General features: G+C 65.0%; 12 protein-coding genes. 8 read left to right on the top strand and 4 right to left on the bottom strand.

Going from position 1 to position 12,377, the window contains the following annotated elements:
• Positions 1-226: 226 nt before the first annotated feature.
• The 5 genes from KHP60_RS06755 to KHP60_RS06775 are packed head-to-tail and all read left to right on the top strand — an operon-like array spanning position 227 to position 5,144.
• Complete coding sequence (locus KHP60_RS06755; protein WP_213562916.1) at positions 227-1,108, top strand: BadF/BadG/BcrA/BcrD ATPase family protein; 882 nt, start codon at positions 227-229, stop codon at positions 1,106-1,108.
• Positions 1,105-1,890, top strand: coding sequence for a GntR family transcriptional regulator (locus KHP60_RS06760; RefSeq protein ID WP_213562918.1), 786 nt, complete (start codon positions 1,105-1,107; stop codon positions 1,888-1,890). Before KHP60_RS06755 ends, KHP60_RS06760 begins: the two co-directional genes overlap by 4 nt.
• Positions 1,883-2,929 (top strand): SIS domain-containing protein, encoded by a 1,047-nt coding sequence (locus tag KHP60_RS06765; protein WP_249688581.1) that lies wholly within the window; start codon positions 1,883-1,885, stop codon positions 2,927-2,929. Before KHP60_RS06760 ends, KHP60_RS06765 begins: the two co-directional genes overlap by 8 nt.
• Positions 2,929-4,062: an N-acetylglucosamine-6-phosphate deacetylase gene (nagA, locus tag KHP60_RS06770; protein ID WP_213562921.1), complete on the top strand. Its 1,134-nt coding sequence runs from the start codon at positions 2,929-2,931 to the stop codon at positions 4,060-4,062. The genes KHP60_RS06765 and nagA overlap by 1 nt, the downstream gene beginning before the upstream one ends.
• 14 nt (positions 4,063-4,076) lie before the next feature.
• Complete coding sequence (locus KHP60_RS06775; protein WP_213562923.1) at positions 4,077-5,144, top strand: Gfo/Idh/MocA family protein; 1,068 nt, start codon at positions 4,077-4,079, stop codon at positions 5,142-5,144.
• 160 nt (positions 5,145-5,304) lie between these two features.
• Here the strand turns inward: KHP60_RS06775 and KHP60_RS25070 are convergent, their stop codons facing one another.
• From KHP60_RS25070 to KHP60_RS06795, 4 genes are all read right to left on the bottom strand, one after another.
• A complete protein-coding gene (locus KHP60_RS25070) occupies positions 5,305-5,742 on the bottom strand; it encodes a GNAT family N-acetyltransferase (protein ID WP_213562924.1) in 438 nt (145 codons plus the stop codon).
• On the bottom strand, positions 5,739-6,563 hold the full coding sequence (locus tag KHP60_RS06785; RefSeq protein WP_213562926.1) for an ABC transporter permease: 825 nt from the start codon (positions 6,561-6,563) through the stop codon (positions 5,739-5,741). The genes KHP60_RS25070 and KHP60_RS06785 overlap by 4 nt, the downstream gene beginning before the upstream one ends.
• 3 nt (positions 6,564-6,566) lie before the next feature.
• The gene (locus KHP60_RS06790; RefSeq protein WP_213562928.1) at positions 6,567-7,514 is read right to left on the bottom strand and encodes an ABC transporter permease; all 948 of its coding nucleotides are present in this window, start codon (positions 7,512-7,514) and stop codon (positions 6,567-6,569) included.
• Positions 7,515-7,582: 68 nt separating this feature from the next.
• Entirely contained in the window at positions 7,583-9,082 is a 1,500-nt protein-coding gene (locus tag KHP60_RS06795; protein WP_213562930.1) for an ABC transporter substrate-binding protein, read from the bottom strand.
• 141 nt (positions 9,083-9,223) lie between these two features.
• Here KHP60_RS06795 and KHP60_RS06800 point away from each other — a divergent pair, with 141 nt between their 5' ends.
• The 3 genes from KHP60_RS06800 (at position 9,224) to KHP60_RS06810 (ending at position 12,348) form a co-directional block, all read left to right on the top strand.
• Complete coding sequence (locus KHP60_RS06800) at positions 9,224-10,321, top strand: anhydro-N-acetylmuramic acid kinase (protein ID WP_213562932.1); 1,098 nt, start codon at positions 9,224-9,226, stop codon at positions 10,319-10,321.
• 7 nt (positions 10,322-10,328) lie between these two features.
• The gene (locus tag KHP60_RS06805; protein ID WP_213562933.1) at positions 10,329-11,345 is read left to right on the top strand and encodes a serine hydrolase; all 1,017 of its coding nucleotides are present in this window, start codon (positions 10,329-10,331) and stop codon (positions 11,343-11,345) included.
• Between the two features lie 112 nt (positions 11,346-11,457).
• The gene (locus KHP60_RS06810; RefSeq protein ID WP_213562936.1) at positions 11,458-12,348 is read left to right on the top strand and encodes an N-acetylmuramic acid 6-phosphate etherase; all 891 of its coding nucleotides are present in this window, start codon (positions 11,458-11,460) and stop codon (positions 12,346-12,348) included.
• Positions 12,349-12,377: the final 29 nt, after the last annotated feature.

A 12,377-nucleotide genomic window follows, 5' to 3' on the forward strand; every position in this document is an offset into this window, starting at 1 on the left:
GTGACCTCATATTGGTATCGGCGAAATTCAAAGACAACTCCTCTTTGATGTCGTCCGCCACAATTTGCCCGCTCTTCTTTTTCACCTCTTTGCGCCCTTGCCTGAAGAAGCTCCCTCGTCCTGTGGACAAAGCGCCTGGGTATTCCATGCCGGCACCTCTTCCCGAACTGGACATTAAGTGGCATGGTGCCCGTTCATAAGATCGCTCCCTGAGATCCCGTTTCCCATGACCGAGCTCCTGTTCCTTGGCATTGACGGCGGCGGCACCAAGTGCCGGGCCCGCCTGCGCGATGCGCACGGAAAGCTGCTGGGGGAAGGAACCGGCGGACCATCCAACCTCCGCCTCGATCCCGATCTGGTCTGGACCTCGATTCTCACGGCCTGCCGCGAGGCGCTCGCCCAGGCGGGGCTTCCCGAGAGCCACCTTGAGCGGATTCATGCCGGCATGGGAGCCGCCGGCGCCGGGCAGACCAGCGCGGTCGAGCGCCTTCTGTCGCGCCCCCATCCTTTCACGTCCTTCGAGATCGAGACGGATGCCCATACCGCCTGGCTCGGCGCCTTCGGGGGCGGCGACGGAGCGATCCTGATCGTCGGCACGGGCTCCTGCGGCTATGGCGGCACCAGCGGCCAATGCCATTATGTCGGCGGATGGGGCTACGAGATCTCGGACGAAGGCAGTGGCGCCGCCATCGGGCGCGAACTCCTGCGCCGCTGCATCTGGGCTCATGACGGACGTGCGTCGCCGACGCCGCTTTCGGATGCGGTCCTGGCGGAGTTCGACAACGATCTAGAGATCCTCGTGGACTGGGTCGGCAAGGCACGTCCGGCCGATTACGGGCGCTATGCGCCGCTCGTCCTGCAGCATGCCGAGCAGCGCGACCCTCTCGGCATCGCCATCATCGAGGATGCCGCCGCCGGGCTGAGCGCAATCGGCACGCGCCTCCTCGACCTCGGGGCTCCGGCCATCTGCCTCTTCGGGGGCCTGGCGGAGCCGCTCCGGTCCTGGCTTTCGCCGCCTGTCCAGCGAACCATCGCGGCTCCCATGGCCGATGCGCTCGATGGCGCCATTCTCCTGGCCCGCATGGCTCTCCAGGGGAGAGCGCCATGAACGAGCAATCCGGCGAATCGCTCACCTTCGTTCCTCTGGATGAGGGAAATCCCACGCCGCTCTATCTGCAGCTCCAGCAATCCATCGAGGAGGCGGTCCGCAAGGGAGCGCTCAAGGCGGATGCCGCGCTTCCGGGCGAGCGGGATCTTGCCAAGCAGCTCGGCATCTCGCGCGTCACGGTGCGCAAGGCCATCACGGGATTGGTGCAGAAGGGCGTGCTCGTGCAGCGCTGGGGCTCGGGCACCTTCATCGCGCCGCAGATGCGGCTCGAGCAGCCCCTCTCCCGCCTGTCGAGCTTTACCGACGACATGTCGGCCCGCGGGCTGAACTCCTCGGCCGTGATGCTGAGCCGTTCGACCGGGCCGGCTTCGACGGACGAGCTGATGGCGCTCGGCCTCTCGCCGGGCGATCTGGTGAGCCGCGTCAACCGCCTGCGCCTCGCCAACGGGATTCCCATGGCGATCGAGAATGCGGTCATTCCGTCAAAAGTCCTGCCCGATCCTTCCCTCGTCAAGCAATCGCTCTATGCGGTGCTGCACGAGCAGGGCTTCATGCCCACCCGCGCCCTGCAGAGATTGCACGCGGTTCTGCTGAACGAGGAACAGGCCTCGCTGCTCAGCGTTCCGCCTCAGAGTCCGGCGCTCTACATCGAACGCCGCTCGTTCACCGCCGCGGGCGAAGTGGTCGAGTTCACCTCGTCCTATTACCGGGGCGACGCCTATGATTTCGTGGCCGAGCTGACCATCAGCCAGCCCGAACGGATGCACAATGATGATGCCTGACACGAATGCTTCTGCCCTGACCGCCATGCTGCGCGAGGCCCAGGAAGCGCCCCAGGTGGTCGCACGCCTGCTCGCGAGCAACGCGCCCCTGTGCCGCGAGCTCGGCGAGCGCCTGCGCGCCTCCCCGCCGCCTTTCGCAGTCACCTGCGCACGCGGCAGCTCCGACAATGCGGCGACCTTCGTCAAATATCTTCTCGAAATTCATTCCGGTCTCGTGACGGCGTCCGTCGGCCCTTCGGTGACGTCCGTCTACGAGGCGCGCCCGCGCATGCGCGACGCCCTGTTCCTCGCCGTGTCGCAATCGGGCCGCAGCCCCGACATTCTCAATCTCGCCCAAGCCGGACGGGACGACGGAGCACTGACGGTCGCGCTCGTGAACGACACGACCTCGCCGCTCGCGTCCACCTGCGAGGTCGTGCTGCCGCTTCATGCGGGCCCTGAGAAGAGTGTGGCCGCCACGAAGTCGTTCATCGCGGCTCTGGCTGCAGGACTGCAGCTCGTGGCGCACTGGTCGCAGGATCGGGAGCTTCTGGATGCCCTCGAGACATTGCCGGACGTGCTCGCCCGGGCTTCCACAGCCGACTGGTCGGCCGCGCTTCCGGCTCTGACCGAAGCGGACAACCTGTTCGTCGTCGGGCGCGGCGTGGGCTTTGCCGTCGCGCAGGAAGCCGCGCTCAAGCTCAAGGAGACATCCGGCGTTCACGCGGAGGCGATGAGCGCCGCCGAACTCATGCACGGACCGTGGACGCTTGCGGGCGATCACTTCCCGATCCTGGTGCTCAGCCAGCGTGACGAGACCCTGAGCGGGGTCAACGATCTGGTCACGAAGCTGAACGAGCAGGGCGTGCCCGTCATCGTCGCCGGTGCCGCCGAAGGCCCTGCCACCGTCATGCTGCCGCCGGTCGAGGACGCGCATCCCTATCTCGCGCCTATTGCTCTGATCCAGAGCTTCTACCCTCTCGTGAATGCCATCGCCTTGGGCCGCGGCCGCAATCCCGACAATCCACCGCGCTTGCGCAAGGTGACGGAGACCGTCTGATGTCCATTGCCCTCGTGGGAGCCCGCATCTTCGACGGCGCGCACATGCTCGACGGCCGAGCCGTCGTTATCGCGAGCGGCCGTGTCCTCGGTCTTCCTCGTGAGCAGGATCTGGGTGCCGGAATCGAGCGCCGCCGCATCGATGGCCTGCTGGCTCCCGGCTTCATCGACGTGCAGGTCAATGGCGGCGGCGGCGTGCTCTACAACGACGTGCGGTCCGTGGACGGCATCAGGACCATCGCCGAGGCTCACAGGATCTATGGCACCACGGGCCTTCTGCCGACTTTCATCACGGACACCCGTGAGGCGATGGGAGAAGCCGTGGAGGCCATGCGTGAAGCTTTGGCCGCGCGCGTTCCAGGCGTTCTCGGCATCCACTTTGAAGGCCCCTTCATCAATCCCGAGCGCAAAGGCGTGCACAATCCCGGCTTCATGCGCCCGATGGAGGATGAGGACATCGCGATCATGACGTCCTTGCGCGAGGGCCGCACGCTCGTGACGCTGGCGCCCGAGCGCAACAGCATGGAGGCGATCGCACGCCTTGCCTCGGCAGGCGTACTGATCTGCGCCGGCCATACGGCCAGCGACTATGAAACCGTCATGGAGGCCACCCGCCATGGCCTGCGGGGCTTCACGCATCTTTACAACGCGATGCCGCCATTGGCCGGGCGCGATCCGGGCCCGGTGGGTGCGGCGCTCGACAGTCTGGACACCTGGTGCGGTCTGATCGTCGACGGGCACCACGTGAGCGACGCCGCCCTGAGGATTGCCATCGCGGCCAAGGGCATGGAGCGCACGATGCTCGTGACCGATGCCATGGCGGTGACCGGCACGGACCTCGAGAGCTTCGAGCTCCACGACCGTACGATCTACCGCAAGGATGGCCGGCTCACCACGGCGGACGGAACGCTCGCCGGCTCCGATCTCGACATGGCGTGCGCCGTGCGCAACAGCGTGCAACGCTTGAGCCTCGCTCTGCCGGACGTGCTGCGCATGGCTTCGCTGATCCCGGCCCAGTTCCTGCGCCTCGATCACGAGCTGGGCCGGATCGCACCGGGCTATCGTGCCGACCTCGTTCTGCTCGACGAAAGCCTGCAGGTGCGGCAGACGTGGATCAACGGAAACAGCAACTGAACAGGGATCGTTCGATGAGCGCACAAAGGGTTCTCGTGGTCGGCCTCGGGAACATGGGGCTGTCCCATGCTCTCGCCTACAGCCGGATCGACGGCTACGACATCGTGGGGCTCTGCACGCGCAATATCGAAGGTATGAGGCTTCCGGCCGCCTTGCAGGAGGCGCAGCGATTCAGCGACTTCGACGAAGCGCTCGCCGCCACGAAGCCGGATGTGGTGTCGATCAATACCTGGTCCGACACGCACGCTCCCTATGCGATCCGCGCCATGGAAGCAGGCGCGCACGTCTTCGTGGAGAAGCCGCTCGCCGATACGGTGAAGGATGCCGAGCGTGTCGTCGAAACGGCCATCCGTACGAAGCGCAAGCTCGTGATCGGGTACATCCTCCGCCACCACCCCTCCTGGATCAAGTTCATCGAAATCGCCAAGACGCTCGGCACCCCCCAGGTCTTCCGCATGAACCTCAATCAGCAATCGAGCGGAGCGGCCTGGGAGGCTCACAAGCGCCTGCTGCAATCCCTCTCCCCCATCGTCGATTGCGGCGTGCATTACGTCGACGTCATGTGCCAGATCACGAAGGCGAAGCCCGTGCAGGTCCATGGGGTCGGCACGCGCCTGACCGAGGACATGCCGGCCGGGATGTACAATTACGGCCATCTCCACGTGACCTTCGATGACGGCTCCGTCGGCTGGTACGAGGCCGGCTGGGGGCCTATGATGAGCGAGACGGCCTATTTCGTGAAGGACGTGATCGGTCCGAAAGGCAGCGTGAGCATCGTCATGGCCGAGACGGTCGGGGACATCCGGTCCGACGACATCAACGCGCACACCAAGACCAACCAGATCCTGCTCCACCATGCCGCCCTCAAGGACGACGGAAGCTTCGCGAAGGCGGACGAGCGCATCGGCACCACGGACGAGCCGGACCACGATGCCCTCTGCGAGCGGGAGCAGCGCTTTCTCCTGCACGCGATCCGGGAGGATATGGATCTGACGGATCACATGAACGATGCGGTCCGCTCCCTGCGCATCGTGCTGGCGGCCGACGAGGCGGTGCGGACGGGCAGGGTCATATCGCTCTGAGCGCGCGGGTGTTGCGTCCTCTCCTTACTCACAAACATCGAACGTCATGGCCGGCCTTGTGCCGGCCATCCCGATTGAAAGAACGCCGCGCCTCACCGAAACGAGATCACCGGCACAAGGCCGGTGATGACGTTGGAGTGAGGTCTATGGCCGACATCGATCAACCCTTCTCATAAAGGACGAAGCTGCGGCTGCGCCCGGCGAACTCACGCTCGTATTCCCGTTCCACTCGCCAGCCATGACGTTCGTAGAAGCGTCGGGCGGCGTGGTTGTCGCGAAAGCATTCAAGGCTCTTTGCACCCAAAGTTTCCGCCTCCCGCAAGAGCACCGCACCGCCACCCCTGCCGCTGGCAGCGGGTTCCATGAACAGCATGTCGATATGCCCGTCGGTCATGAGCAGGAATCCGACGGGAGTCTTGCGCTCGAGAGCAACCAGCATGCGCGCCCATGACGAGGCGAAGCGCTCGGCAAAGAAAGCGGCGTTCCGGCCGGTGAGCACATCCTGCTCCAGAATGCCTGCAAAGGCCGCCCGATAGGAGCGTTCGGCAAGTGTCGCCAGAACCGGAATATCCTCGACCCTGGCAGGCCGCACGATCACGGCTGTCCTCTCAGGCGCGGATCGAGGGTATCGCGCAGGGCATCGCCCAGGAGGTTGAAGCCGAAGGACAGGAACAGGATGGCGAAGCCTGCGAAGATCGCGCTCCAGGGAGAGAGCATGAGGAAGTTGCGGCCTTCCGACAGCATCAGGCCGAGCGACGGAGTCGGCGGCTGCGTGCCCAACCCTAGGAACGAGAGCGAAGCCTCAACCAGGATGGCGGCGGAGAGCAGCAGGCTCGTCTGGACCAGGATGACGGAGGCGAGGTTCGGCAGGATGTGCAGGAAGATGATGCGGGGATCCGAAGCCCCGATGGCCTTCGCTCCTGCCACGTACTCGCTCTCGCACAGGACGAGAGCCGGACCGCGCAGGAGGCGGGCGAAAATCGGCGTGTAGACGACCGCGATGGCGGCGGCCGCGCTGTAGGTGTGAGGCCCCAGGACGGCGATGATGCCGATGGCGAGCAGCATCACCGGGAAGGCGAAGAGCACGTCCATGATGCGCATGATAATGCGGTCGAGCCAGCCCCGATAATAGGCGGCGACGAGGCCGAGCGCGCCGCCGGCGAGAAGCGCGATGCCGACCGCGAGCAGGCAGGCGATCAGCGACGTGCGATAGCCGTAGAGAATGCGCGTCAGCACGTCACGACCCAATTGATCGGTACCGAACCAGTTCAATCCGGTCGGTGCCCGCAGACGCCGCGCGACGCTCTGCGCCATGGGATCATAGGGTGCGAACAAAGGCGCCCCAACGGCGAGGATGAGCTGGATTGCCACCAGGACGACGGCGAAGGCGAGAAGCTTGTTCTTGGCCAGACGCGACACGGCTCAGGCCCTCACGCGGGGATCGACGATGATGTAGAGGAAGTCGACCAGGAAGTTCACGAAAACGAACCCTGCCGTCACCACGAGGATCGTGGCCTGGATCAGCGGATAGTTGCGCTCGGCAATGGCGCCGAGGATCAGGCGCCCGAGGCCCGGAATGGCGAAGACCTGTTCGACCACGATCGCGCCGCCGAGCAGGTAACCGGTCATGATGCCGACGCTGGTGAGGAACGGGATCAGGGCGTTGCGCAGGGCATGCTTGTAGACGACGCGCCGCTCCGGCAGGCCTTTGGCCCGAGCGGTGCGGACGTAATCCTGCCCCAGCGCGTCGAGCATGGCCGAGCGCACGAGGCGCGAGAGATTGGCGAGAATCGGCAGAGCCAGGGCGAAGGCAGGCAACGCCATGCGCTGGAGATTGCCGACGGGATCCTCCGAGAAGGGCACATAGCCAAGGGACGCAAATCCCGGCGCCCAGCTGGAGAGGAGCAGGATCAGCACGATCCCGAGCCAGAAGGAGGGAATCGTCAGCCCGGCGATGGCAGTCACCCGCATGGCAACATCGGCCGCGCCGCCACGCGTCTGCGCCATCAGGCAGCCGACCGGAACGGCGAGAACCGCGCCGATGACGAGCGACAGGAAGGTGAGTTCCAGCGTCGGCCACAGATGCAGGAGAATCTCGCTCGCGACCGGGCGGCCCGTCCAGAGGGAGGTGCCGAAATCGCCGCGAAGCGCAGAGCCGGCCCAGAGCAGGTATTGCTCGACGATGGGGCGATCGAGCCCGACACGACGGTTGAGCTCTGCCATGCGCTCGGGCGTGATCTCGGTATTGGCTCCCAGCATGATCGCCACCGCATCGCCGGGGATCATCCGGATCATCAGGAACACGATGATCGATACGCCGAAAAGGACGATGACGAGATCGATGAAGCGTGCGAGCAGGACGCGGTTCATTCAGCCAGGCTCTTTTCAAGAAAGATCCCGGCGCCATACGAAGACAGCGCCGGGACGATGAAGGATGTTCAGTAGGACGCGCTGCGCAGACTCAGGAGCGAGCGGTTCGGCATCGTGTCGAAGCCCTGCAGCTTGCTGTTCATGGCCGAGAACAGGGTGCCGTAGGTCAGATGCGCCACCGGGCCCGAGCAGGCGAGCTTCTGCTGCACCTTGTCATAGGCTGCCTTCCGCGCGGCCTGATCCTGAGAGGTGCGGGCCTGATCGAGCAGTCCGTCCATCTCCGCATCGGAGTATTTGAACACGTTGGTCGAACCGCCCGTGCGGAAAGTGCGGTAGAAATAATCATCCGGATCGGGCTGCCCCGCATTGAGGGACGCGAACAGGTCGAAGTTGCTGTTGCGCCAATCCTGGATGAACTGGCCCTGCTCCTGGTTGATCAGCTCGACCTTGAAGCCTGCCTTGTTCAGTTGCTCCTGCACCACCTGGGCGATGTCCTTGATGTCCTGACGCGGCAGGACCTTCATGGTGACGGCGACGGGCGTTGCCACGCCCGCCTCCTTCAAGAGGGCCTGCGCCTTGGCAGGATCGGGCTTGTAGCAGGCGAACTGGTTCACATCGAGCGCCCAGGATTTCAGGGCCGGCGAGAGCGGGCCGCCCGGGACGCCGGCGCCGAAGAGGGCCGCGTCCACGATCTCCTGGCGGTTGATGGCGTAGTTCACCGCCTCACGCACCTTCGGGTTGTCGAAGGGAGGCTTCGACACGTTCATGCCGATGAGCGTGTAGGCGAGATCCATGGTCTCGGAGAGCTTCACGTTCGGCTTGCCCTTGAGCTGGAGCGCTGTGGCGGCGTCGATGTTGGGCAGCAGCGCATATTGCCCGTTGCTCAAGCCCACCTGACGGGTCGCCGATTCCGGCACGATGTTGAACTTCAGTCCTGCGAGCTTCGGCAGTCCCTTGTCCCAATAGGCCTCGTTCCTGGTGAGCAGGATGAAGCCGTTCGGCTGCCATTCCTGGAACTTGTACGGGCCGGTGCCGACCGGCGCCTTCTGCAGGGCATCCTTGTTCGCCTCCATGGCGCTCGGCACGATGGCAATGGTGGCGAGCGAACTCAGAAGAGCCGCAGACGGCTCCTTGAGCTTCAGTTCCACGGTGGTGGCATCGACCGCGTTGGCGCTCTCGACAGCGGAGAGGCGGCTTGCCAGCGGCGACGCGATGTCCTTGCTCAGCAGGCGCTTGATCGTGGACACCACATCCTCGGCCTCCATGGCGGAGCCATCGTGGAATGTCACGCCCGGGCGCAGCTTGAAGGTATAGGTCTTGCCGTCTGACGACACGGTCCAGGACTCGGCAAGGCCCGGGATGGTCTTCAAGTCCTTGTCGATGGCAGTGAGGCCCTCGTAGATGTTGCCGTTCACCACCATGAAGCTCGGAAAGGCGGTGATGAGATGCGGATCGAGGCCCGTCGGGCCATTATCCACGCCGATCTCCAGAACCTGAGCCGAAGCGGAAGCCATCGCCGCCACCATGAAACCTGCACCGATTGCGCTGCGCAGTGCTGACCTGACCATGCGTCATTTCTCCCTTGGAAGCCGCCAGAGGTTTATAGGCCATCGCCGGGAACCTGTCATGGTCCAATCTCATACCACTCTGGACCCCCTCACGGCCTGTGCTATGGTCGGCGGATCAACGAGAGCATCCCGGAGCATCAAATGACGCAACGCCCCATCGTCAAGGCCATCGGCGTGATCAGCGGCACGTCCATGGACGGGATCGACGTCTCCGTCGTGGAGACGGACGGCGATACCGTCGTGAGGCCCGGACCCGGGCGGACCTTCTCGTATCCGGAGGATTTGAGAAAGACTCTCCAGGCGCTGGTCGCCGAGCCGGCGCGTGCCCAGAGCGAGCCGCTTCAGGATCTCGAGCAGGCGGTGACGGATGCCCATATCGTGGCGATCCGGCGCTTCATGACGGAAGCCGGAATTGCCGCCAGTGACGTGAGCCTGATCGGCTTCCACGGCCAGACCGTCTACCACCGGCCTGAAGCGCGCTTCACGCGCCAGCTCGGCCTCGGCGACCGGGTGGCATCGGCGCTCGGCATCGACACCGTCTATCGCTTCCGTCACGCCGATGTGGCCTCGGGCGGGGAAGGCGCGCCGTTCGTTCCGCTCTATCACCGCGCCTTGGCGAGCAAGCTCGCCCAGCCCGTCATGATCCTCAATCTCGGCGGCGTCGGGAACGTCACCTATATCGACGGCGACGTGGTGATCGCCTTCGACACCGGCCCCGCGAGCGCGCTGCTCGACGATTTCATCCTGCGCCGTCGGGGCCTGAGCTTCGACGAGAATGGACAATTGGCCGCCTCCGGCAAAGCGGACACGACGCTCGTCGCGGAGTTCATGAACAACCCGTTCTTCGACCGCCCTGCCCCGAAATCCCTCGACCGTCAGGACTTCCACGCCCGCGCCAAGGGTGTGGAGGCGCTGTCAGATGCGGACGGTGCCGCCACCTTGGCGGAGTTCACCATTCAATCCGTCATCGCCTCGCTGCGCCATGTTCCGCGCGCGCCGCAACGCTGGCTCGTCACCGGCGGCGGGCGGCGCAATGCCCATTTCATGACGCGCCTGCACGAGGAACTGGGCGTCGCCGTCGATCCGGTCGAGGCGGTGGGCTGGGACGGCGACTTCCTGGAGGCCCAGGCCTTCGGCTATCTCGCCGTGAGATCCACGCTCGGGCTGCCCCTGAGCCTGCCCACCACGACGGGCGTGCCGCATCCCATGCCGGGCGGCGAACTGCACCGCGCCGCGTGATCCTGCCATGGCTCCGTCTGCTCTGATCGAACAAGCCTTCGCGCCTGCCGCCGCCTCCATTCGCGACGGCAACATTCCGGCCGCGGTGCTCGGCATCGTCACGGCCGGCGGCGAGCGTGCCGTGCAATGGGCGGGACATGCGCAGATCGAGCCGGAGCGGGACATTGTTTCCCGTGAAACATGGTTCGACCTTGCGTCCCTGACCAAGGTGATCTTCACGACGACGCGCATTCTGCAACTGGTCGAAGCAGGCAGGATATCCCTCGACGATCCACTGGTGACGGTCATCCCGGATCTGCGCCAATACGACATGAACGCGGTCGAGCGGCGCCTTACGTTCCGTCAATGTCTGGCGCACCAGACGCATCTGCCCGCGGTCGAGCCGCTCTACACCTACGGCCAGGACCCGAACACCTTGCGGGCCTTCATCCTGCAGCGCGTCTGGCAGGCCGGTCCGCCGGTCTATTCCGACATCAACTTCATGCTGCTCGGCATCGCCATCGAGCGCATCACGGGTCAGGCGCTGATCGATCAGCCCCTGCCTGAAAAGCTCTCGTTCCGGCCCGATCCGAAACTCTGCGCCGCAACGGAAAGAGACACCTGGCGCGGACGCGTGATCCGGGGCGAGGTGCATGACGAGAACGCCTTCGCCCTCGGCGGCGCCTCGGGCCATGCGGGACTGTTCGGAACCATCGACGGCGTGCTCGATTTCGCTCACTCGCTGTTCGACGGCTCCGCCCTTTCGCCCGATTCCATCGAGGCCATCCGCACGCGTCAATCGGAGAAGCGCACGGTCGGCTGGGAGGGCTTCCATCCCGGCTGGCACGGAGGCGATTCCTGCTCTCCCGATACCATCGGTCATACGGGCTTCACGGGCACCGGACTCTGGATCGATTTCGACCGCGGTCTTGCTTGGTCGCTGCTCACCAACCGCGTCCATCCGAGCCGGCACAAGGACAGCGGAATCCTGGCGCTTCGCCGTGCAACGGGCGAGCAGGTGATCGCGTTGTTCGACCGACGGTAGCGACTTTAAGGATGCCAACAGAAAGTTGACTGTTCCTCTCGCCTGATCGCCCTGCGGGCCATTGTTGCGGCTGCCAACTGGTCCTATACTGGTCTGGAAGAAAGTTGGTATAATGGCGACAGAACATTTCAGTACCCGCTACCAGGATCTCGACACCTGGCCGAGCCTCGACGTTCTCTCGGCCTTCTACGAAGGTCAGCTCTCGGCGGTGGCAGCCGTCAGGCCGTCCCTCCCGGCCATCGCGGCGGCGGCGGAAGAGGCGGTCAAGCGCCTGCGCCGCGGCGGACGGCTCGTCTATGCGGGCGCCGGCACCTCGGGCCGCATCGGCGTCCAGGATGGAACGGAACTGCCGCCGACCTTCAACTGGCCCGATGAAAGGGTGGTCTATCTGATCGCCGGCGGCACGGGCGCCATTATGCAGGCCGTCGAAAACGCCGAGGATTCGGTCGAGGAAGGCATTGCCGGAATCCGCAACAACAATATCGGCCCCGACGACGTGGTGATCGGTGTCGCGGCCAGCGGCCAGACACCGTTCACCATCGCGGCCCTGAAGGAGGCGGCCTCCCGCGGCGCACAGACCATCGGCATCTCCAACAATCCCGACACGCCCATTCTCGAAGCCTGCTCCCACCCGATTCTCGCCGATACCGGCGAGGAGGTGATCGCCGGCTCGACACGCATGAAGGCGGGCACGGCGCAGAAGATCATCCTCAACCTGCTCTCGACCCTGATCATGGTGCGCCTCGACAGGGTCTATCGCGGCCTGATGGTCAACATGCGCGCGACGAACGCCAAGCTGCGCCGGCGCAGCGAGATCATGGTCTCGCAGATCACCGATTGCGACGATGCCACGGCCATCGAGGCGATCCGGCAATCGGACGGCGACCTGAAAACGGCCGTCCTCATCGCCTTGGGCGCCGGCCCGGCGGAAGCGCGCGGCGCGCTCGAACGAAACGGCGGCAATCTGCGCAAAGCCCTGGCAGACTTCTCCAAGTCTCCCTAAACTTCTCGAAGTCTCCCTAATAAGGACGA

Origin of the sequence: Microvirga sp. 3-52 (assembly GCF_018383585.1) — a bacterium.
In the GTDB taxonomy this organism is placed as follows: Bacteria; Pseudomonadota; Alphaproteobacteria; order Rhizobiales; family Beijerinckiaceae; genus Microvirga.

What these genes read in the sequence shown, in the direction of transcription:
- KHP60_RS06810 (WP_213562936.1), top strand. Translation starts at nt 11,458, where the DNA reads ATGGCGACAGAACATTTCAGTACCCGCTACCAGGATCTCGACACCTGG.
- KHP60_RS06790 (WP_213562928.1), bottom strand. Translation starts at nt 7,514, where the DNA reads ATGAACCGCGTCCTGCTCGCACGCTTCATCGATCTCGTCATCGTCCTT.
- nagA (WP_213562921.1), top strand. Translation starts at nt 2,929, where the DNA reads ATGTCCATTGCCCTCGTGGGAGCCCGCATCTTCGACGGCGCGCACATG.
- KHP60_RS06805 (WP_213562933.1), top strand. Translation starts at nt 10,329, where the DNA reads ATGGCTCCGTCTGCTCTGATCGAACAAGCCTTCGCGCCTGCCGCCGCC.
- KHP60_RS06755 (WP_213562916.1), top strand. Translation starts at nt 227, where the DNA reads ATGACCGAGCTCCTGTTCCTTGGCATTGACGGCGGCGGCACCAAGTGC.
- KHP60_RS06775 (WP_213562923.1), top strand. Translation starts at nt 4,077, where the DNA reads ATGAGCGCACAAAGGGTTCTCGTGGTCGGCCTCGGGAACATGGGGCTG.
- KHP60_RS06800 (WP_213562932.1), top strand. Translation starts at nt 9,224, where the DNA reads ATGACGCAACGCCCCATCGTCAAGGCCATCGGCGTGATCAGCGGCACG.
- KHP60_RS06765 (WP_249688581.1), top strand. Translation starts at nt 1,883, where the DNA reads ATGCCTGACACGAATGCTTCTGCCCTGACCGCCATGCTGCGCGAGGCC.
- KHP60_RS06795 (WP_213562930.1), bottom strand. Translation starts at nt 9,082, where the DNA reads ATGGTCAGGTCAGCACTGCGCAGCGCAATCGGTGCAGGTTTCATGGTG.
- KHP60_RS06760 (WP_213562918.1), top strand. Translation starts at nt 1,105, where the DNA reads ATGAACGAGCAATCCGGCGAATCGCTCACCTTCGTTCCTCTGGATGAG.